General features: G+C 63.9%; 17 protein-coding genes and 1 other RNA gene. 10 read left to right on the top strand and 8 right to left on the bottom strand.

Features of this window, described 5'->3' with window-relative positions:
• The first annotated feature begins 323 nt into the window (after nucleotides 1-323).
• Nucleotides 324-1,808, top strand: coding sequence for an FAD-dependent oxidoreductase (locus RQH86_RS17895; protein WP_115526554.1), 1,485 nt, complete (start codon nucleotides 324-326; stop codon nucleotides 1,806-1,808).
• Nucleotides 1,809-2,058: 250 nt separating this feature from the next.
• Nucleotides 2,059-2,460 carry a hypothetical protein gene (locus RQH86_RS17900; protein ID WP_153066193.1) on the top strand — a complete coding sequence of 134 codons (402 nt, stop codon included), beginning with the start codon at nucleotides 2,059-2,061 and terminating at the stop codon, nucleotides 2,458-2,460.
• 85 nt (nucleotides 2,461-2,545) lie between these two features.
• On the opposite strand, the gene RQH86_RS17905 is transcribed toward RQH86_RS17900, so the two are convergent.
• Nucleotides 2,546-3,604, bottom strand: a complete 1,059-nt coding sequence (locus RQH86_RS17905; RefSeq protein ID WP_055852622.1) for an NAD(P)-dependent alcohol dehydrogenase — start codon at nucleotides 3,602-3,604, stop codon at nucleotides 2,546-2,548.
• Between the two features lie 305 nt (nucleotides 3,605-3,909).
• Here RQH86_RS17905 and RQH86_RS17910 point away from each other — a divergent pair, with 305 nt between their 5' ends.
• A complete protein-coding gene (locus RQH86_RS17910) occupies nucleotides 3,910-4,986 on the top strand; it encodes a glycoside hydrolase family 5 protein (RefSeq protein ID WP_311238161.1) in 1,077 nt (358 codons plus the stop codon).
• A 410-nt stretch (nucleotides 4,987-5,396) separates the two neighbouring features.
• On the opposite strand, the gene RQH86_RS17915 is transcribed toward RQH86_RS17910, so the two are convergent.
• Nucleotides 5,397-5,606, bottom strand: a complete 210-nt coding sequence (locus tag RQH86_RS17915; RefSeq protein ID WP_311238162.1) for a hypothetical protein — start codon at nucleotides 5,604-5,606, stop codon at nucleotides 5,397-5,399.
• A gap of 54 nt (nucleotides 5,607-5,660) precedes the next feature.
• On the opposite strand from RQH86_RS17915, the gene RQH86_RS17920 reads away from it, so the two are divergent.
• The 3 genes from RQH86_RS17920 to RQH86_RS17930 all read left to right on the top strand — a co-directional run bounded on the left by RQH86_RS17920 (nucleotide 5,661) and on the right by RQH86_RS17930 (nucleotide 8,877).
• Nucleotides 5,661-6,710, top strand: coding sequence for a glycoside hydrolase family 5 protein (locus tag RQH86_RS17920; protein ID WP_311238163.1), 1,050 nt, complete (start codon nucleotides 5,661-5,663; stop codon nucleotides 6,708-6,710).
• 360 nt (nucleotides 6,711-7,070) lie between these two features.
• Nucleotides 7,071-8,189, top strand: coding sequence for a glycoside hydrolase family 5 protein (locus RQH86_RS17925; protein ID WP_311238164.1), 1,119 nt, complete (start codon nucleotides 7,071-7,073; stop codon nucleotides 8,187-8,189).
• A gap of 244 nt (nucleotides 8,190-8,433) precedes the next feature.
• Nucleotides 8,434-8,877 (top strand): PepSY domain-containing protein, encoded by a 444-nt coding sequence (locus RQH86_RS17930; protein WP_311238165.1) that lies wholly within the window; start codon nucleotides 8,434-8,436, stop codon nucleotides 8,875-8,877.
• A 281-nt stretch (nucleotides 8,878-9,158) separates the two neighbouring features.
• Here RQH86_RS17930 and RQH86_RS17935 read toward each other — a convergent pair whose 3' ends face one another.
• Nucleotides 9,159-10,985 (bottom strand): M28 family metallopeptidase, encoded by a 1,827-nt coding sequence (locus RQH86_RS17935; protein WP_311238166.1) that lies wholly within the window; start codon nucleotides 10,983-10,985, stop codon nucleotides 9,159-9,161.
• 55 nt (nucleotides 10,986-11,040) lie between these two features.
• The gene (locus tag RQH86_RS17940; RefSeq protein WP_311238167.1) at nucleotides 11,041-11,697 is read right to left on the bottom strand and encodes a hypothetical protein; all 657 of its coding nucleotides are present in this window, start codon (nucleotides 11,695-11,697) and stop codon (nucleotides 11,041-11,043) included.
• Between the two features lie 97 nt (nucleotides 11,698-11,794).
• On the opposite strand from RQH86_RS17940, the gene RQH86_RS17945 reads away from it, so the two are divergent.
• A complete protein-coding gene (locus RQH86_RS17945; protein ID WP_311238168.1) occupies nucleotides 11,795-13,093 on the top strand; it encodes a peptidoglycan DD-metalloendopeptidase family protein in 1,299 nt (432 codons plus the stop codon).
• On the opposite strand, the gene RQH86_RS17950 is transcribed toward RQH86_RS17945, so the two are convergent.
• Nucleotides 13,090-13,254 (bottom strand): hypothetical protein, encoded by a 165-nt coding sequence (locus RQH86_RS17950; RefSeq protein ID WP_311238169.1) that lies wholly within the window; start codon nucleotides 13,252-13,254, stop codon nucleotides 13,090-13,092. The genes RQH86_RS17945 and RQH86_RS17950 overlap by 4 nt on opposite strands.
• 354 nt (nucleotides 13,255-13,608) lie before the next feature.
• Here RQH86_RS17950 and RQH86_RS17955 point away from each other — a divergent pair, with 354 nt between their 5' ends.
• Complete coding sequence (locus RQH86_RS17955) at nucleotides 13,609-15,183, top strand: S41 family peptidase (RefSeq protein WP_311238170.1); 1,575 nt, start codon at nucleotides 13,609-13,611, stop codon at nucleotides 15,181-15,183.
• A gap of 528 nt (nucleotides 15,184-15,711) precedes the next feature.
• Nucleotides 15,712-15,787, top strand: a non-coding RNA gene (locus tag RQH86_RS17960) — sX9 sRNA.
• A gap of 126 nt (nucleotides 15,788-15,913) precedes the next feature.
• On the opposite strand, the gene RQH86_RS17965 is transcribed toward RQH86_RS17960, so the two are convergent.
• From RQH86_RS17965 to RQH86_RS17975, 3 genes are all read right to left on the bottom strand, one after another.
• Nucleotides 15,914-16,900, bottom strand: a complete 987-nt coding sequence (locus RQH86_RS17965) for a D-2-hydroxyacid dehydrogenase family protein (protein ID WP_311238171.1) — start codon at nucleotides 16,898-16,900, stop codon at nucleotides 15,914-15,916.
• The gene (locus RQH86_RS17970) at nucleotides 16,900-17,217 is read right to left on the bottom strand and encodes a DUF1820 family protein (protein ID WP_055852962.1); all 318 of its coding nucleotides are present in this window, start codon (nucleotides 17,215-17,217) and stop codon (nucleotides 16,900-16,902) included. The genes RQH86_RS17965 and RQH86_RS17970 overlap by 1 nt, the downstream gene beginning before the upstream one ends.
• Nucleotides 17,218-17,325: 108 nt before the next feature.
• Nucleotides 17,326-18,018, bottom strand: coding sequence for a rhomboid family intramembrane serine protease (locus RQH86_RS17975; RefSeq protein WP_046962787.1), 693 nt, complete (start codon nucleotides 18,016-18,018; stop codon nucleotides 17,326-17,328).
• Nucleotides 18,019-18,236: 218 nt separating this feature from the next.
• On the opposite strand from RQH86_RS17975, the gene RQH86_RS17980 reads away from it, so the two are divergent.
• Nucleotides 18,237-19,577 (top strand): outer membrane protein transport protein, encoded by a 1,341-nt coding sequence (locus RQH86_RS17980; RefSeq protein WP_115514784.1) that lies wholly within the window; start codon nucleotides 18,237-18,239, stop codon nucleotides 19,575-19,577.
• Nucleotides 19,578-19,761: the final 184 nt, after the last annotated feature.

Below are 19,761 nucleotides of genomic sequence, written 5' to 3' on the forward strand. Positions count from 1 at the left end.
GACGCACGCAATCGCAATGCTGACAGCGCATCGTCAGAGTCATCGCAGTACTCCCCTCTCCCGCCTGCGGGAGAGGGGTCGGGGGTGAGGGCTCAGGCCCGCAACCCTCATCCGCCCCTTCGGGGCACCTTCTCCCGTACACGGGAGAAGGACGCCTGCAATCGCAATGCTGACAGCGCATCGTCAGAGTCATCGCAGTACTCCCCTCTCCCGCCTGCGGGAGAGGGGGCGGGGGTGAGGGCACAGGCCCCGCCGACCCTTATCCGCCCCTTAGGGCACCTTCTTCCTTACACGGAAGAAGGGAATCAGCCACGGATTTTCTTATGAGCCGCAAGCAAGCCTTCCAATTCCTCGACCTGCCGCGGACCATGCCCACCCGCATCCCGGTGGAGCTGCGCACCTCCGGCGACTGGGGCGAGTTGTACGGCAAGTTCGACAAGGCCGACGCGCAGTACCAGTCCGGCCGCTGTCTGGACTGCGGCAACCCGTACTGCAGCTGGAAGTGCCCGGTGCACAACGCCATCCCGCAATGGCTGCAGCTGGTGCAGGAAAACCGCATCGAAGAAGCCGCCGCGCTGTGCCATTCCACCAACCCGCTGCCGGAAGTGTGCGGGCGCGTGTGTCCGCAAGACCGCCTGTGCGAAGGCAGCTGCACGCTGGAAGAGTTCGGCGCGGTCACCATCGGCGCGGTGGAAAAGTACATCGTCGATACCGCCTTCAAGATGGGCTGGCGCCCGGATCTGGGCAACGTGCAGCCCACTGGCTGGCGCGTGGCGGTGATCGGCGCCGGCCCGGCCGGGCTGTCGTGTGCGGACAGGTTGGCGCGCGCCGGTATCGAAGCGGTGGTCTACGACCGCTACGAGCAGATCGGCGGGCTGCTGCAGTTCGGCATTCCCAGCTTCAAGCTGGACAAGTCGGTGATCGGCAAGCGTCGCGAGATCCTCGAAGGCATGGGCGTGCAATTCCGCCTGGGCGTGGAGATCGGCAAGGACGTCAGCATCGAGCAGTTGCTGGGCGAATACGATGCCGTGTTCCTGGGCACCGGCGCCTACCGCTACACCGATGGCGGCCTGCCCGGGCAGGACCTGAAGAATGTGCTGCCGGCGCTGCCGTTCCTGGTGCAGAACAGCCGCATCGTCAGCGGCAACGACCCGCACGGCCGCCCGATCGCCGGCTGGGAAGACCAGATGGCCCTGCCCGACCTCAACGGCAAGCGCGTGGTGGTGCTGGGCGGAGGCGACACCGGCATGGACTGCGTGCGTAGCGCCATCCGCCTGGGCGCGGCCAAGGTCACCTGCGCCTACCGCCGCGACGAAGCCAGCATGCCCGGCTCGGCGCGCGAAGTGGCCAATGCGCGCGAAGAAGGCGTGCGCTTCCTGTTCAACCGCCAGCCGCTGTCGATCGAATCCGGCGCCGACGACGAAGCCATCGGCGTCACCGTCGTGGAAACCAGACTCGGCGAACCCGATGCCAACGGGCGCCGCAACGCGGTGCCGGTGGAAGACAGCGAATCGCTGTTGGAAGCGGACGTGGTGATCATCGCCTTCGGCTTCTCCCCGACCCTGCCCGACTGGCTGGCTTCGCAAGGCGTGGAAGCCGGCAGCAACGGCCGCATCGTCGCCCCGGCCGACGCCAACGGAGAGCGCCTGCCCTACCAGACCACCAACCCGCGCCTGTTCGCCGGCGGCGACTGCGTGCGCGGCGCCGACCTGGTCGTGACGGCCGTGGCCGAAGGCCGCGATGCGGCAGCAAGCATCGTGCAGCTGCTGGGCGTCAAAGCGCAGGTCAAGGAGCCGGCTGCGGCGTGAGGCTGAGGACCATATGGATCGCGCGTGGCTCAACGAGGCAAAGAATCTTTCGTAGGATCGGCGCGCTATGGTTTGTTTTCAAAACAACACCAGATCAATCTCAATGGATACTTTACGGAGATATCTTGGGCCATGCGCATGCGTCTGCGTATCCGACTTAATCTATTGTTCCAGCTGGGGTCCGCACGTTGCGGCCTTAACAAGTATCAACACAAGCCAAACCGAGACTTGGCTCGATTAGACATAAGACATGAAGAAATTGACCTTACGTAACTTGCCCAGCTCAGTTTTAAATGAATACACATCAGTTTCGAAGATTGTTTATGAAAAAAACAGCTGCGTCGTACACTTGACTGCCCACGCCTCAAACAGGACTGTCCAAGTTATTTTCAATGATGTTGTTGGCGTAAAGATATTGGACGAACGCGATTTCTCCGAATTCTGGCGCTGCAACATGGAATCATTTGACGAGATAGAGGGAGCAATCATCTCTCAGGTTCTTTCAGGCGGATGGAGCCAGCACGATGAAATACGTGAGTCGTATATTCCAACAGGATTTTACGGCGACGTTATGGAGTTTTTTATCGCTGACCACTCTGAGTGCGTCAACGTTCTATGCACAAAGGAACCCTCTGTCCACATCGTTGGTTAACCCACCGGCGAAATAGCAAAACGTACTACCGCTTGCGCCGAACAACGACGCAGGCGGCAGCATTACAGCCTGACGCAACAACCAATCAGGCTGCCTTATCCAGCGTAGCCATATCGATGACGAAGCGGTACTTCACGTCGCTCTTGAGCATGCGCTCGTAGGCCTCGTTGATTTGGTCGGCGCGGATGGTTTCGATGTCCGAGACGATGTTGTGCTTGGCGCAGAAATCCAGCATTTCCTGGGTCTGGCGGATGCCGCCGATCAGCGAGCCGGCCAGGGTGCGGCGCTTCATCACCAGGTTGAACACGGCCGGCGACGGGTGCGATTCCTCGGGCACGCCCACCAGCACCATGGCGCCGTCGCGCTTGAGCGCATTGATGAACGGGTCCAGGTTATGCGGTGCGGCCACGGTGTTGAGGATGAAATCCAGAGTGTTGTACTGCGCAGCCATCTGCGCTTCGTCCTTGGAGATCACCACTTCGCTGGCGCCCAGGCGCATCGCATCGGCGCGCTTGTTCTCTGAGGTGGTGAACAGCACCACGGTGGCGCCCATCGCCTTGGCGATCTTCACGCCCATGTGGCCCAGGCCACCCAGACCAACCACGCCCACCTTCTGCCCCGGGCCCACCTTCCAGTGCGCCAGCGGCGAATAGGTGGTGATGCCGGCGCACAGCAGCGGCGCCACGGCAGCCAGGTTGTCGGTGTGCGAGATGCGCAGCACGTACTTCTGGTCGACCACGATATGGTCGGAGTAACCGCCGTAGGTGTTCTCGCCGCCGCCGAACATCGGGCCGTTATAGGTGCCGGTGAAGCCGGCTTCGCAGTACTGCTCCTCACCTTCCTGGCAGGAGGCGCAGCTGCGGCAGCTGTCGACCATGCAACCAACGCCGGCCAGGTCGCCGACCTTGAAGCCGGTGACGGCGCTACCGACGGCGGTCACGCGGCCGACGATCTCGTGGCCGGGTACCACCGGATACCGCGTGTTGTGCCACTCATTGCGTGCGGTGTGCAGGTCCGAGTGACACACGCCGCAATAGGCGATGTCGATCTGCACATCGTCAGGGCCAGGCGCGCGGCGTTCGAACGCGAACGGGGCAAGCGGCTGGTCGGCGGCTTGGGCGGCAAAGGCGTGGGCTTGGCTCATGGGAGGCTCCGGGCATGATGTCATTCGCATATGCGAACAACAGAAGAAAATGGAAGCGGTAGCTTAAGACAGGGGCCCGTCGCGCTCCTGCGACAGTGCGTCTTGTGTGTCGTGTTGCGGACGCTACCGGAGCAGCATCATGCGCTGCGCAGGTGTTCGATCCCGATCAAATCCATGTTGCACGGCGTGAATGGGGCGCTAACGCCTGAGCTTCTAGGCTCATCAGGTACCCGATCGCCCTGCACCATCCCAGCTGGCCGTGCCCTCCCCCGCGGCCACCCACGTCGATGCCGAAGGAGGCTTCCATGTTCCGCGCTCCCAAAAAATTCCCCAGTCTGCGTAGCGCCGCGCTCGCACTGACCTTGCTCGCAGCAATGCCGATGGCGCACGCCAAAGAGCCCAATAGTCCGAAGAAGGAGTCCACTGGCCTGAAGTATGTCGGCGTCAATCTGTCCGGCGCCGAGTTCAACTCACGCAAGAAGCCCGGCACCTTGTTCAAGGACTACACCTACCCGGCGGCCTCGGATTTCACCTATTTCGCCGGCAAGGGCATGAACACGATCCGCCTGCCGTTTCTTTGGGAGCGTCTGCAACCCGAACTCAACGGCGAGCTGGATACGGCGCAGTTGGGGCTGATCAAGAAATCGCTCGAAGCGGCCAAGGCGAACAAGCAGTTCTTGATCCTGGATCTGCACAACTACGCCAAATACAACGGCAAGCGCATCGGCACCGACGAGGTGCCCCCTGCCGCACTGGCCGATCTGTGGCGCCGGCTGGCGCTGGAGTTCAAGGACGACAAGGCGGTGATCTTCGGGCTGATGAATGAGCCCAACGGCATCTCCGCAACCGACTGGGCCACGGCTGCGCAAGGCGCGATCAACACGATCCGCAAGACCGGCGCCCGCAACCTAATCCTGGTGCCGGGCACCGCGTATACCGGCGCGCACAGCTGGCGCAGCAGCAGCTACGGCGTCTCCAATGCCAAGGCGCTGGCCATCCTCAAGGACCCCGGCAACAACCTGGCCTTCGAAGCGCACCAGTATCTGGACAACGACTACAGCGGCACCAAGCCGCAATGCACCAGCGACAGCGTGGGCGAAGAAAAGCTGCGCGGCTTTACCGACTGGCTGCGCGAGAACAAGCAGAAGGGCTTTCTGGGCGAATTCGGCACCGCCAACAATCCGGTCTGCGACAAGGCGCTGGAAGGCATGCTGACCTACATGGAAAAGAACAGCGACGTGTGGCTGGGCTGGACCTGGTGGGCCGCCGGCGCATGGTGGAAGCCGGATTACTTTTTCACCGTGCAACCGGGCAAGGACGGCAGCGACAAGCCGCAGATCAGGATTCTGAGCAAGTACGCACGCCGCGCGGGCAAGCACTGACGGCAGCGGTCTAAATCAATAAGACGCGGGCGACGCTGGTAGGTCGTCCGTTCTTTTTGCGTCGCAATGCAGTGTCCACGGTTACCGCTGGATCTCGGGCGGGACTCGGGACTGCGGCTGATTGATGACTACCATGCGGTGGACGAACGTTGGCGCGATATGGACCTCGCCACGCCGCTGCTGCAGGTCCGGTTTCGGTGGATGCAGCTGTCGTCGTCGCCGAGAGCATTGCCTCGAAGATGGATCCATCGCCATCGACCACGATCATGGCAGTGGATCTCGCTAGGCGCGCAAAGCAAAACCGCCCTACTCCGTGCTACGCGATTGCGGTGCTCGGCGCATGCAGGCACGTCTGCGTCCGCGCGTTGCGTCATGCGTGTCCGTGCACGCCAGCATTGACGCAGTCGCTGTCATCGCATCAACGCCGATGCATTGATGCGACCAATACCATTGCGAAGTTGCAGCAGAGCCGCTGATTCAAGGCGTTCTCGCAACACGCGCAGTGCATCGACAAAAACAGCTTGCAACTGCGAAGCACCGCACAGCTTGATGCAGTGATACCTCGCATCCGTAGTTGCGCGCGGCAGATGCGCATAGGCTGAGGTTGATGCGTTGTGCATGCGAACAACTGCGATGCAACGCATCTCCCCCCGTAGATGCTTCAGGAGTTCCCCATGTCCCCCTCCCCTACCTGGCCGCGCCAGCTGCTGTGCTGTGCGCTGGCCGCGCTGTTGCTGGTGGCGCTTCCGCGTGCGCAGGCACAAAGCGGTGCGCTGCGTCTTGCAGGTATCAATCTGTCCGGCGCAGAAATCGCCTCGGCAAAACGCCCCGGCGTCGTCAATGTCGATTATCGCTATCCCACTCCCGGCGAATACCAGCACTTCGCCAACACCGGCATGAACGTGGTACGCCTGCCCGTCTTGTGGGAGCGGCTGCAACCCAAGCCGCAAGGCCCACTGGACCCCGCACAACTTGCACTGATCCGGCAGGCCGTGGCCAACGCCAAGGCAGCGAACATGGTGTTGATCGTGGATATCCACAACTACGCCAAATACTACGGACAGAAGATCGGCACCCCGCGCGTGCCGGTCAGCACCTTCACCGATGTGTGGAAGCGGTTGGCGGTGGCCTTCAAGAACGATAACGCGGTGATCTTCGGGCTGATGAACGAGCCCTACGACATTGCGCCGCAGAATTGGGCCGCAGCCGCACAGGCAGCGATCGACGGTATCCGCGCTACCGGCGCCAACAACCTCATCCTGGTACCCGGCGCACTGTGGTCCGGAGCACACAGTTGGTATTCCACCATCGCCGGGCAATCCAACGCAGTTGCGCTGGCCTCTCTCCGCGACCCGCTCAACCGGTACGCCATCGAGGTGCACCAATATCTGGATACCGATTCCAGCGGCACCAGTGCCGGTTGTGTGAGCGCTACCATCGGTGCCGAACGCTTGCGAAGCTTTACCGGTTGGTTGCGTACCCAGCGCAAGCGTGGGTTCTTGGGCGAATTTGGCGCCTCAACCAACCCGACCTGCATGCGCGCGCTGGATGGCATGCTGCGGTATTTAGAGGCAAACCGCGATGTCTGGCTGGGTTCCAGCGCCTGGGCCGCCGGCGCCTGGTGGCGTGGCGATTACCCCTTTACGTTGCAGCCCGATCGCAATGGACGCGACAAACCGCAGCTGTCCATCCTGAGTGCGCACGCACGTCGCATCGCGCGCTGATTCAACCCTGCGTGCTTTGCCAGCGGTGCCGTTTTCGCAACGGCATCGCTTTTGTGGATATCGGAAATGACCGCGCCACCGAGATGGCGCCATGCAACTGGCACATTGCCAAATTCCGCCAGCATCTCGGCACATACCCGTGCGTATCGCGAGAATGACGGCTCTTTAGTGATAACCGATATGCACGCATAAACGTGCTCTTCCATATTAAGTGCGCAGTGGTTCGCACTTCCTGGCGTATTCATTGATTTACCACTCTTTGGCACACGTGATGCATCGCAACACGCAGATGCAGCGCACCTTGCGCCGATCGCACGCCATTGGGGCGGCGACGCATCTTACCCGCCCAGGAGTTGCTTCATGTCACGTCCATCTTTTCCACTACGCCACCTTGCTGCGTGCGCCCTGTGTTTCATATTGCTTGTCGGGACGTCATGCGCGTACGCGCAGACACGCGCACTGACCTATGCCGGCGTCAATTTATCCGGTGCCGAATTTGCGTCATCCAAAAAACCCGGCGTGCTCAATAAAGACTATATGTACGCCTCGGCCAACGATTACAGTTATTTCGCCGGCGTCGGAATGAATACGATCCGCTTGCCGATCTTGTGGGAGCGTCTGCAACCCAGCGCGCGCGGCGAGCTGGATCCGGTGCAGCTGGCCCTGGTGCAACAGGCGGTGGCGCGTGCCAAGGCCTCGGGCATGTATCTGGTCATCGATATCCACAATTACGCCAAATACTACGGTTACAGAATCGGCGGACCGGAAGTGCCGGTGGCCACCTTTACCGATCTATGGCGCCGTCTTGCAGTGGCATTCAATGGCGACAACACGGTGATCTTCGGGCTGATGAACGAGCCCAACAATATTTCGTCCAGCGAATGGGCCGGCACTGCGCAAGCGGCCATCGATGCGATTCGCAGGACCGGTGCCAACAATCTGATCCTGGTGCCCGGCGCCTTGTGGACGGGTGCGCACAGCTGGTATTCGCCCACCAGCGATGGCTACTCCAACGCCACTGCGCTGGCGGCCATCAATGACCCGCTCAATCGGTACGCATTCGAAGTGCATCAATATCTGGACGCCGATTCCAGCGGCACCAGCAGCGTCTGCGTCAGCTCCACCATCGGCGCCGAGCGTTTGCGCAATTTCACCGAATGGCTGCGCACCAATCGTAAACGTGGCTTTCTGGCCGAATTCGGTACTGCCAATAACCCTGTCTGCAATGAAGCGCTGCAAGGCATGCTCGGCTACATGGAAAGCAATGCGGACGTGTGGCTGGGTTGGACGTGGTGGGCGGCAGGTTCGTGGTGGAATCTCTCCTACGCCTACAACGTGCATCCGAACAAGGACGGCACCGACAAACCGCAGATGACGATCCTCTCGCCGCAGGCCGCAAGCGCAACCCGTGCACCCGGCACCGCCGCTGCACGCCTAGCCGCACCCATACCTGCACCTGCAGCGCGCACCACGCGCTGAACACACGACACGACAAGCCGCCGCAAGGCGGCTTTTTTTATTGGATGACTTGAGCATTGTGGTCGACATCTGTCATGCAATGCCTGCGCACTGGGATCAAAATGTAAATCCAACGTGCAGAAGCGATGAAGAGCGATCACGACTTTCAGTTAACTGAATTTCTCTAACTGGATTTTCCATGTTTTCACCCAGCCACGATCCCAAGGCGGCGAGCATGGCGGCACTTCACAGCAGGAGCCTTCTCATGGCACATCGCATGATGACCACCGCACTGATCGGCGCGCTGACGCTTGTTTCGCAGGGCGCGTTTGCGCAGGACGCCGCCAAGCCGGCCAAGGCGCTCACCTCCAACGAGGTGACCAGCATGTTGACCGCCAAGGGCTACACCAAGGTGCACGACGTCAAATTCGAGCACGGCGTGTGGACTGCCGATGCCCGCAGCGGCGATGGCAAGGATGTGGATGTCCACATTGATCCGGTCACGGGGCGCGTTTATGGCGACCAGACCGCATCGCGGCTGAGCGAAGCCGACGTCCGCGCGGCGCTGTCCACTGGCGGCTACGCAGACGTGCACGATCTCAAGTTCAAGGATGGCTTGTGGAAGGCCGATGCAAAGCACAACGGGCAGAAGGTCGAGTTGCACGTGGATCCCGACGATGGGCACGTGGTCAGCGTCCACAACGATTGAGTGTGCTTGAACGCGTGTGCGTCGGGTGGACAGGGCAGGGCGCTGGTTGAGATGCACAGTGAGCAGCAGTTGCAGCCGGCATCGAATCTGATGCGACATTTAGCGACGTCGCAGCACCTGCTAGCCAACACTCTATCGCCACCCACGAAGCACGACTAAAAACAAAGGGCCTCCAATCGGAGGCCCTTTGTCTTGCACGTAACTCGCTTCAGCGGCCAGCGCCGGCACAACAGCGCACGCTGCATCCCTCACCGCACGAACAAGCGAGCTCCTTGCACGCCTCACCGCGCAGGCGCGGCGTTCTTTGTATCCGCCTCCTTGGCGTTGTTTGGTTTGGCATTCTTCGGGTCGGTGTTGCCTGCGGCAGGCTGCGCTGCCGCGGCGCCGGCGCCCGGCTTGCCGGCCAGCATGCGGTCGCGCGCGGCCTTGAACGGATTGCCGGGGTACCAGTTGGGCCAACGGTCGCCCGCGGCCACGTCCTTGCCGACGCCATACACCGCTTGCAGATCTTCGATAGTGCCGTCGAGCTTCCAGGTGGCTGCGTCGTACTCATCGCCGGGCGCGTGATAGCGATTGCGGCCGTAATCCTGGGCAGCCGCACGTCCGGCTGCGGTGCCGCCGTCGCGCAGGTCTTCGCCGCCATCGGCATACAGCGCCGGCACGCCGGCCTTGGCGAAGTTGAAGTGGTCCGAGCGGAAGTACGAGCCGCTTTCCGGCGTGGCCTCGGCGTGCAGCGTGCGGCCCTGCATCGCGGCGATCGGTTTGAGGATGTCTTCCAGTTCCGAGCTACCCATGCCCACCACGGTGACATCGCGTGCGCGCCCGGCCACCGACATCGCGTCCAGGTTGATCACCGCAGCGATCTTGTCCAACGGGAAGCTCGGGTTGGCCACGTAGTACTTGGACCCGAGCAAGCCGGATTCTTCCAGCGTCACCGCCACGAACACCACCGAGCGCGCCGGCTTGGGGTCTTGATGCGCAAAGGCGTCGGCGATTTCCAGAATGCCGGCCACGCCGGTGGCGTTGTCCACTGCACCGTTGTAGATGTTGTCGCCGGTTTCGCCGGGATGCTTGCCCAGGTGATCCCAGTGCGCCATGTACAACACCGCCTCATCGGCGTGGCTGCTGCCGGGCAGCACACCGACCACGTTGCGCGAGGTCTTTTCGGCGATGCTGCTCTTCAGATCTACCGACCAATTGGCCTTCAACGGCACCGGCTTGAAGCCGCGCTTGCTGGCGTCCTTGTAGGCCTGTGCCAGGTCCAGCCCGGCATTGGCGAACAGTTGCTTGGCGGTGTCTGCGCTGATCCAGCCCTGTACCGGCAGGCGCGGGTCCGGGTCGTCCTTGGCCGGTAGATCGTATTGCGGGCCGGACCAGGAGTTCTTGACCACGTCCCAGCCGTAACTGGCGCCGGGCGTGTCGTGCACGATCAACGCCGCCGCTGCGCCCTTGCGCGCGGCCTCTTCGAATTTATAAGTCCAGCGCCCGTAATAGGTCATGCGCTTGCCGTCGAACAACTTGGCATCGCCGGTATGGAAGCCAGGGTCGTTGACGAACATCACCACCGTCTTGCCTTTCCAGTCCTGGCCGGCGTAATCGTTCCATTGCTGCTCGGGCGCATCCACGCCGTAGCCGACAAACACCAGCTCGCTGTTGTCCAGCTTGACCTCGGGTTGGCCGGTACGCGTGCCCACCACGATGTCGGTGCCGAAGGCGAGGGTGCGGGTCTGCTCGCCGCTGCGCAGGCTGGGGGCGGTAGCCGCGTCGGCGGTGGTTTCCACCATCGGCACCTCCTGAAACCAGCTATCGCCATTACCCGGCTGCAAGCCGATGCGCTGCATCTGGTCGCGGATATAGGTCACGGTCTTTTCTTCGCCGGGCGTGCCCGGGCCGCGTCCTTCGAAGTCGTCCGAGGCCAGCGTCTTGACCAGCTCGGCAAAGTCGCCGGTGGTCAGCTTCGGCGAAAACGCGTGCCGGCTGACCGGTGCGCTGGGCGTGGCATCGGCCGGCGTTTGCGCCGCCGGTGCGGACGGCGCGTCGGTCGATTCGCGTTTGCAACCGGCCAGGGCCAGGGTCGCGGCCAGACACAACAGGATCTTGCGGGGCATCGGAACTCCTCGTGCAGCGGAGTCCCGATCTTAGAACGTGCGCGTGGTGAGCGCGTCAGTCCTTGGGCGCCACGTCCGACTCGAAGCTGCGTGCGGTGGCACCGGTGACCGCGCCGATCTTGGCGGTGCGATGCACGTACAGATCCACATCGCGCTCGAAGTTGAGCGGCCCATCGACCACCGCCTTGGGGCCGATCACCACGCGCGGTTTGCGCGAGGGCTTGAAGGAAAAGCTGAAGTTCGGCTTGGTCACCTCGATACCGCCATGCACATGCGAGCCCACGCCAACGGTGATGTCGCCGTTGACCGTCTCGATGTCCTTGCCGAGCTCGGTTTCGACCAGGCCGATACTGCCGTTGACGGTTTCCACGCCACCGCTGACCTGGCTGCCGCGCTCAGCCAACACGCTGCCGTTGACCGTTTCCAGGCCCCCGGAGACGGTGACCTTGCGGCCCAGGGAAATGGCGCCGTTGACCGTGGACACGCTGCCGGTGCGGGCCCCATCGCCGATCGTGATACCGCCGTTGACGGTTTCCACATCCTGGGTCTGCGCACCGGCGCCGATCTCGATGGAGCCGTTGACCGTTTCCAGGCCGCCGTAGGTCTTGCCGGCTTCGGCGCTGATGCGGCCGTTGACCTTGCTGATGCCTTCTTCGGCCCAGGCGGTTGAGCAGGCCAGGGACAATGCCAGGAGAAGATACTGGAGCTTCATGCTGAACCTCGCGCGGTGGCGTCTGTCGTGGGCGTGGCGGCGATCACATCATGCTTGGCTACAATCGCGCACCTGCCTGAAGTCACTGGACCTTTCGTTGCCCCCTTCGCCTGTACCGCTGCCGCGTCTGCCGCTCGTCTCCGCCACCGGCGTTGGCCGCAGCTGGCTGGCCACGACAGCGTTGGTCTGCATGCTGCTCGGCAGCACCGGCGCGGGCGCGCAGAACCAGCGCGAGACCGAGCGCAAACTGCAGCAGCTGCGCGATGAGCTCAAGACCATCAGCGCCGATCGGCGCGAGCTGGAAGGCAAGCGCGGCACCGCGGCGCAGCAACTGCGCCAGGCCGACGAAAAGGTCGCCAAGACCTCGCGTGCACTGAGCGAAACCGAAGCGGCGATGCGCGCACAGGAACAGCATCTGTCCACGCTGCAACAGGACCGCGCGCAATTGCAGCGCGGCCTGCAGAACCAGCGCGTGCAGCTGGCCGCATTGTTGCGCGCCGCCGATCAGGTAGGCCGCAACGCGCCGTTGAAGGTGTTGCTGTCGCAGGACACGGTGGGCGATGCCAACCGCATGCTCGCCGATCACCGCTACGTGCAGAACGCACGCGCGCAGCGGATCCACGCGCTGACCACGCAGCTGGATGCGCTGACCAAGGTGGAACAGGACATCGCCACCCGGCGCCAGGCGCTGGATGCGGCCCGCGCGCAACAAAAGGCGCAGGCGGCCACCTTGCAGAAGGACCGCTCGCAGCAGGCGGCCACCGTGGCGCAGCTGGACGATCGCTACAAACAACGTGCCGAGCGCGAAAAGGCGCTGGGCCAGGATGCCAAGTCGCTGGAGCAACTGCTCGCCAATCTGCGCGCGGCCGCGGCCAAGGCCGAAGCCGAACGCCGCGCGGCTGCAAAGCGCGCGGCTGCCGAAGCCGCCGCACAGGCCAAGCGCGGCAAGACCGATCGCCCGGAGCGTCCCGGCAAGACCCCGCCCAAGGTCATCGCCAGCGCACCGGCGCCCAAGGTCGGTGGGCTCAGCTGGCCGGTGGCGGGCAATCTGCTGGCACGCTTCAACGCCACACTGCCCGACGGTCACACCAGCAAGGGCGTGCTGATCGGCGCGCCCAAGGGCAGCACGGTCACCGCGGTGGCCGACGGCACGGTGGTGTTTTCCGACTGGATGACCGGCTACGGCATGATCCTGATCGTGGACCACGGCAACGGCTACATGAGCCTGTACGCGCACAACGACACCTTGCTGCGCGATGCCGGTGCGGCGATCAAGCGCGGCGAAGCGGTGGCCAAGGTCGGCAGTTCGGGCGGGCAGGGCGTGCCGGCGCTGTACTTCGAATTGCGGCGTAATGGGCAGCCGGTCGACCCATCGAGCTGGTTGCAACGGCGCTAGTCGCTGCGTGCGGAGAGCGGGTGCCGACGCGGCGCATCGCGGAGCTCGCCGCCGTGCTGCCGGCCGCTGCCGCGGTCGGTGATCAGCGTCTGTGCGTCCCCGCAGCGCGCCGCGGTCACCGCAGCGGCCAGACGCTGCGCACCAGCACGTGGCGGCGACATCGCAGCGATGCAGCGCGTTTCACCGCTGCGGCCTTGCCGGCCACCCCGGCAATGCTTTCATCGCGGCACTGTCCGGCTGCACATCGAAGCAGCGCATGGCACTGCGGTTGGTGGTTGGTGGTTGGTGGCCGGATGCGAGCAGACACCCGTGCGCTGCACGCTCGCCGCACTCGAGTTGCAGATGCCCGGCCGCACCAATGCGTCACACATCCATGCTTCCGTCGCCAGCCAGCTGGCCGCCACCGAACTGTCCACGCAACACGCGCGTAATTCAACGCGGATTTACCGCTGCTTCGCGCATAATCCGGTCAGCTCCGTCGTGCGGAGCGTCTTATCTCTTTGTCGGAGTGCTTCATGCGCGTAGCCGTCCTGTCCGTTGCCCTGTCGCTGGCCTTGTTCGCGTCGCCTGGTTGGGCGCAGACCGCCCGTCCCGCCGCCGCCCAGGCCGCTGCGGACGATCCGGAAGCCAATGAAGCCGCCGTCTCCAAGGTACCGCTGGACGAAATCCGTCGCTTCGTGGCGGTGTACAACGCGGTCAAGCAGGCCTATGTCGACCCGGTCGAAGACAAGAAGCTGATGCACGCCGCGGTGCGCGGCCTGCTCTCTGACCTGGACCCGCACAGCACCTATTTCGACAAGGAAGATGCCGAAGCCTTCGACGAACAGGCCACCGGTGCCTATGACGGCATTGGCGTGGAGCTGCTGCAGCAACAGGACAACACACTCAAGGTGATCGCGCCGATCGACGACACCCCGGCGGCGCGCGCCGGCATTCGCGCAGGCGATGTGATCGTGGCCATCGACGGCAAGCCGATCGACGCCAGCAAGGCGATGGAGCCGCTGCGCGGCGAATCCGGCAGCAAGGTCACACTGACCATCGTGCGCGACAAGACGCCCAAGCCGTTCGATGTGACCCTGCAGCGGCAGACCATTCGCGTGGCCAGCGTGCGCAGCAAGCTGCTGGAGCCGGGCTACGGCTATATCCGCATCAGCACCTTCCAGGCCGACACCGGCGCCGATTTCCAGAAGAACCTCAAGCAGCTGCAGGCCGGCGGGAAACTGCGCGGGCTGGTGCTGGATTTGCGCAGCAACCCGGGCGGTCTGCTGACCTCGGCGGTGCAGGTGGCCGACGATCTGCTCGACAAGGGCAACATCGTCAGCACCCGCGGGCGTATCTCGATCAGCGACGCCAAGTTCGATGCCACTCCGGGCGATCTGCTCGGCGGTGCACCGGTGGTGGTACTGGTAGACGCCGGCTCGGCCAGCGCCTCCGAAGTACTGGCCGGTGCGCTGCGCGACAACCAGCGCGCGCGCATCATCGGTAGCCGCACCTTCGGCAAGGGCTCGGTGCAGACCGTGCTGCCGCTGGATAACGGCGACTCGGTCAAGCTCACCACCGCGCGCTATTACACCCCCAGCGGCAAGTCGATCCAGGCCAGCGGCATCGTGCCGGAAGTGATGCTCACTCCCGAACCGCAGCCCGGCGATGCCGACGTGCCGGCCAGCCTGGCCGATTTCAGCGAAGCCACCTTGCCGGGCCATCTGCGCGGCGATGCCGAGGGCGAAGAGGGCTATAGCGCCGGCGATGTATTGCCTGGCGATGGCCCGATCACCGCAGCGCTGGCCGAGCTCAAGCAGCCCGGCTCGGCCGCCAAGGCGCAAGCCGCGCTCAAGGCAAAAGCCCAGTCCGCACAGAAGGCGAGGGCGGCCACCAAGGCAGCGTCCGAGCCTAAGCCGGCAGCAGCGCATCCGGCGAGCACTGACAAGGCCAAGCCAACTGACCCAGCCAAGCCGGCAGCGCCAACGGAAAAAACCAAGCCAGCCACCCCAGCTGACCCGGCCAAGCCCGCAGCACCTGCCGACAAGCAGACACCTGCCGAACCGGCCGCGCCTACGGATAAGCCGGCACCGGTCGAACCGACCAAGTAAGCGCAGCGAACAGGGTGCGAGCGCGGGTCGGCCGGATGATGCCGGCGACGCGCTCCTCACACGCTGCGCGCACGCACACTGGTGCGCGCTGCGTGCCGATCAAGCTTATCCATGCATTGCATGACGCGCGGTGCGTACTGCGATCAGCGAATTTGAAGCTGCATCCCTCAGTGACTCCAGTGCAGTGACTCCAGTGCAAAGCACGCGCTGTGTCTGCGACGAACGTCATTGTCTGAGTCAGTGACAGCACCGATCGCTCGCACGGCGCCGGACGTTGTTCGATACGGTAATCGCTATAGCGCATGAAACTTCGCTGCGCACCACGCCCAGATCTTCGCGAGTAAACGAAGGCCGCGTAAGCGCGTCGTTCAATCACCCGCTCGCTCAGACATGCGTTGATCGGGCGATCATCGCTCTTTGCGGATCGACCAGTTGCATGGGATGCCTGCGACATGCAGCCCCGTGTCGGGCGCCGGTTTCAGAGCAGCTAACAAACGGACTGTGCAGGCTGCCGGTGCTCGGTGCGGCATGTACCCCGCGTACATTCCGGTTCCTCCGCGCCGTCCACGCCCACCTGACCACTGCTCGCTACGTGTTGTTAGCCGCGCTTCGTCCTACGCAATCCAGCGCCTTTGCAAACCTGTCCATGCGTTCGCGTGCGCATCGCCGCGCCATTCGCGTGCATAGGTCTTCGCGCATGCGTGGTTCGATTCATCACGCGAAACACGCGCTAGCGCGTCATCGCCAGCACTTCCGGATTGACCAGATTGCGCGGGGTGCCCGCAGCAAAGGCCAGCACATTGTCGAAGGCCGCTTCGAAGTACAGCGCGTAGCTGTCGCGTTCCACATACCCCAGGTGCGGTGTGGCCAGCAGGCGCGGGTGCTGCAGGAGCGGGTCGCGCGGGTCCTGCACCGGCTCGCGCTCGAACACATCCACCGCCGCCTGCCCGGGCCGGCCGGCATCCAGTGCGCCCAGCAATGCGCCGGGCGCGAGTAATTCGGCGCGGCTGGTGTTGACCAGCAAGGCATCGGTGCGCATGTGGCCAAGATCCTGCGCAGTTACCTGATGGCGCGTCTGCGCGGTGAGCCGGCGATGCAACGACAGCACATCGCTGCGCTCGAACAGCTCCTGGCGACTGGCCGCAATCGCGTACCCATCGCGCGCGGCCTGCGCGCACGATGCTTCGCCACCCCAGACCAGCACCTGCATGCCGAACGCGCGCCCGAACCCGGCCACACGTTGACCGATGCGCCCATAACTCCAGATGCCCAGCGTGCGCCCATGCAGCGATCGGCCCAGACCGGGGTCGCCGACCGCCTGCCAGCGGCCCTGGTGCAACGCGCGCTGATACTCGGTCAGGCGGCGGCTGGCCGACAGGATCAGCGCCCAGGTCAGCTCGGCCGGCGCCACCGGCGAGCCGACGCCCTCAGCCACCGCCACCCCGAACTCGGTACACGCGGCCACATCCACATGCGTGCCCACGCGCCCGGTCTGGCTGATCAGCTTGAGCCGCGGCAACCGCCGCAACAGCGTCGCATCCACGCGGGTGCGCTCGCGGATCAGCACCAGCGCATCGGCTTCGACCAGGCGCTCGGCCCATTCGTTGGGATCGGTGGCCAATGCACCGAGCACCTGCACATCATGGCCCTGCAGCCGCTGCAGACAGGGCAGCTGACGTACTGCGCCCTGGTAATCGTCGGGCACCAGAATGCGCATCAACGTGGCTTGGTCGGCACCGGAAAGGCCACCACCTTGTCGCCGGTGGTGGCATCGCGGATCACCGACTGGCCTTTCTTTTCCACTTCTTCGATACGCACGATGCTCTGCATCGGCAGGTGCAAGGTCTTGGTATTGCCGAACTCTTCGCGCAGGCGTTCTTCGGTGGGATCCACCACCAGGCCGTCGTGCACGTCGAATACCAGCTCACCGATCTGGTTGAAGCCCCACAGATGGCTGCCGGTCACTTCGTGCGCGTAGAGCTCGTACACCTTGCCGTGATTGAGAAAGGTGACTTTGTACAAGGGCTTGGACATGCACCGATTATAGGCGCGCCATTGCGATGGACGCAGCGTACGCGCGTTGGCCCGCCACACGCACACGCGCCGCCACACGCCCGCGTCCCCGATGCGTCGCTTGCCGCGCTAAAACCCGTGGCGCTTGCGCAACCGTCGCGCGATGGCAGCACGCACATACAGCCCGTAGACGATGCCGAACAGGAAGCCGGCGATGTGCGCCGACCACGCCACCATGCCGAACGCCGGGCCGATATAGGCGAACACCACCTGCAGCAGTGCCCAGGCACCGATCAGCAACGGTGCCGGCACGCGGATGAATTCCAGAAACAGCCCCAGCGGCAGCACCACACCCAGCTTGGCGCCGGGAAACAACGCCAGGTAGGTACCGATCAACGCCGACACCGCGCCGGAGGCACCGATGATCACCCGGTCCGGTGTGCCGATCGCAAAGATCGCCGCCAGGTTGGAGGCCGCGCCGCCCACCAGAAACAGCAGCAGCAAGCGCCACGGCCCCAAGATGCGCTCGGCCGGCAGCCCGAAGATCAGCAGGAACACCAGATTGCCGAGCAGATGCGACCAATCGGCGTGCAGGAACAACGCCGTGAACAGCCGCAGCACGCTGCCATCGCGCAAGGTCGCCCACCAGTCGCCCAGATTGGAGACGCCACTGGACAGCGCGCCCCAATCCAGCCACAGCGTATTGCGCGCTTCGCCCGGCCGGCTGATCGACCACAGATAGGCCAGCCACACCGTGGCGAACAACAGCGGCACCGCCCAGCGCGGGGTGGGTTTCTTGCGGGAGGGGAGGGAAACGAACATCGGAGACGCACAATAGCCGGTCCACGGGCCTGAACCCAGCCCCAACCCAACCGCGTGTTCAGGACGCAAGTCGTTATTGTTCGGTTAATCGTGGTGGGTATACTGCGTACGGCGTCGTATGTCGGGGGGGGGTCTCCGGCGCGCTCCAGGCACTGGATTGGTGCTGGGCGCGGGCGCTGAACCGACCATTGCAGTCTTTATCCGGAGAGCTACAACTCATGTCTACCGCTTCCACTCTGAGCCGCGCCACCCTGCTGGCTGTTGGTATCGCTGGCGTTCTGGCCGTTGGCCAGGCGCACGGCGCCGCATTCCAGCTGAAGGAAAACAGCGCCAAGGGCCTCGGCCGCGCATTCGCAGGTTCGGGCAGCGCCCCGGACGACGCCTCGATCATCGTCAACAACCCGGCCGGCATGCGCCAGCTGGACGGTCGCCTGTTCCAGGCCGACGTCAGCGCCATCCACTTCTCGGCCAAGTTCAAGCCCGAGAGCGGCACCTACGCCAACGGCGCCCCGGTGTCCGGCGGCAACGGCGGCGACGCTGGCACCATCGCGCCGGTCCCGGCGATGTATTTCCACGTGCCGTTCGGCGAGAACAACAACATGCACCTTGGCACCTCGCTCACCGTGCCGTTCGGCTTCAAGACCGAATACGACCGTGACTGGGTGGGCCGCTACCACGGCACCAAGACTGAGCTGCAGGCGATCGACTTCAACGTCGCGTTCTCCTACGACGTGAACCCGTACGTGTCCTTCGGCGCCTCGGTGTTCGCCGAGCGTCTGGATATCGATCTGGGCAACGCGGTGGATTTCGGCAGCATCCTTGCTGCGCGTCGCGTGCCGGGCTTTGCGCCGGGCAGCGCCGACGGCTACTCGCGCATCAAGGGCAACAGCACCGAAGTGGGCTTCACCCTCGGTGGCTTGTTCAGCATCGATGAGAACACCCACATCGGCTTCAGCTACCGCTCGGAAGTGGAGCACAAGATCACCGACGGTGATGCCGACTTCACCACGCCGGGTAATGCCGCTGCCGTGTTGGGCGTCGCCGCACCGGGCACCTTCATCGACACCAAGGGCCGTGCCACCGTCACGCTGCCCGCCAGCGCCACCGCCAGCTTCACGCACAACGTGAACGAGCAGTGGTCGATCATGGCCGACGTCACCCGCACCGCCTGGAGCAAGTTCGACCAGGTGACCGTGGACTTCGCGTCCAATCAGCCCAACAGCGTGCTGGACTTCTCCTACCGCGACACCACCTTCGCCTCGATCGGTGCCGACTACCGCATGAGCGAAACGCTGACCCTGCGTGGCGGCCTGGCCTACGACCAGACCCCGACCACCGCCGAGCACCGTGACGTGCGCGTGCCCGATGCCAGCCGCAAGTGGGTCTCGCTGGGTCTGAGCTGGCGTCCGTCGCAGCAGGCCGAATACAACTTCGGTTACACCCACCTGTTTGTCAGCGACCCCACCAGCGACACCCGCAGCGCCACCGGCGACCGCCTGGCGGGTAGCTACGATGTGCAGGGCAACATCCTGGCTGCCTCGATCAACTACAAGTTCTGATCGTCGCAAACCGTGTTGTGTGATGAAAAACCCCGCTTCGGCGGGGTTTTTCTTTGGTCGGCTGTGCGTTGGCATGGTGCGGGGGCACACTGGGCGGCTGGGCCGATAAGCTGCATCGACGGACGCGTCGCGCGGTGATCTTGCTGCTGGCCGTTCGGGGCTACGTCATCTCCGCAATCACAGC

Source organism: Xanthomonas sp. WCS2018Noco2-27, from assembly GCF_031843525.1.
In the GTDB taxonomy this organism is placed as follows: domain Bacteria; phylum Pseudomonadota; class Gammaproteobacteria; order Xanthomonadales; family Xanthomonadaceae; genus Xanthomonas.

Bases quoted from the DNA above. Each gene is read 5' to 3' on its own strand.
- RQH86_RS17975 (WP_046962787.1), bottom strand. From the start codon at position 18,018: ATGTTCGTTTCCCTCCCCTCCCGCAAGAAACCCACCCCGCGCTGGGCG.
- RQH86_RS17905 (WP_055852622.1), bottom strand. From the start codon at position 3,604: ATGAGCCAAGCCCACGCCTTTGCCGCCCAAGCCGCCGACCAGCCGCTT.
- RQH86_RS17940 (WP_311238167.1), bottom strand. From the start codon at position 11,697: ATGAAGCTCCAGTATCTTCTCCTGGCATTGTCCCTGGCCTGCTCAACC.
- RQH86_RS17930 (WP_311238165.1), top strand. From the start codon at position 8,434: ATGGCACATCGCATGATGACCACCGCACTGATCGGCGCGCTGACGCTT.
- RQH86_RS17970 (WP_055852962.1), bottom strand. From the start codon at position 17,217: ATGTCCAAGCCCTTGTACAAAGTCACCTTTCTCAATCACGGCAAGGTG.
- RQH86_RS17955 (WP_311238170.1), top strand. From the start codon at position 13,609: ATGCGCGTAGCCGTCCTGTCCGTTGCCCTGTCGCTGGCCTTGTTCGCG.
- RQH86_RS17900 (WP_153066193.1), top strand. From the start codon at position 2,059: ATGAAGAAATTGACCTTACGTAACTTGCCCAGCTCAGTTTTAAATGAA.
- RQH86_RS17980 (WP_115514784.1), top strand. From the start codon at position 18,237: ATGTCTACCGCTTCCACTCTGAGCCGCGCCACCCTGCTGGCTGTTGGT.
- RQH86_RS17895 (WP_115526554.1), top strand. From the start codon at position 324: ATGAGCCGCAAGCAAGCCTTCCAATTCCTCGACCTGCCGCGGACCATG.
- RQH86_RS17925 (WP_311238164.1), top strand. From the start codon at position 7,071: ATGTCACGTCCATCTTTTCCACTACGCCACCTTGCTGCGTGCGCCCTG.
- RQH86_RS17920 (WP_311238163.1), top strand. From the start codon at position 5,661: ATGTCCCCCTCCCCTACCTGGCCGCGCCAGCTGCTGTGCTGTGCGCTG.
- RQH86_RS17910 (WP_311238161.1), top strand. From the start codon at position 3,910: ATGTTCCGCGCTCCCAAAAAATTCCCCAGTCTGCGTAGCGCCGCGCTC.
- RQH86_RS17950 (WP_311238169.1), bottom strand. From the start codon at position 13,254: ATGTCGCCGCCACGTGCTGGTGCGCAGCGTCTGGCCGCTGCGGTGACC.
- RQH86_RS17965 (WP_311238171.1), bottom strand. From the start codon at position 16,900: ATGCGCATTCTGGTGCCCGACGATTACCAGGGCGCAGTACGTCAGCTG.
- RQH86_RS17915 (WP_311238162.1), bottom strand. From the start codon at position 5,606: ATGCACAACGCATCAACCTCAGCCTATGCGCATCTGCCGCGCGCAACT.
- RQH86_RS17935 (WP_311238166.1), bottom strand. From the start codon at position 10,985: ATGCCCCGCAAGATCCTGTTGTGTCTGGCCGCGACCCTGGCCCTGGCC.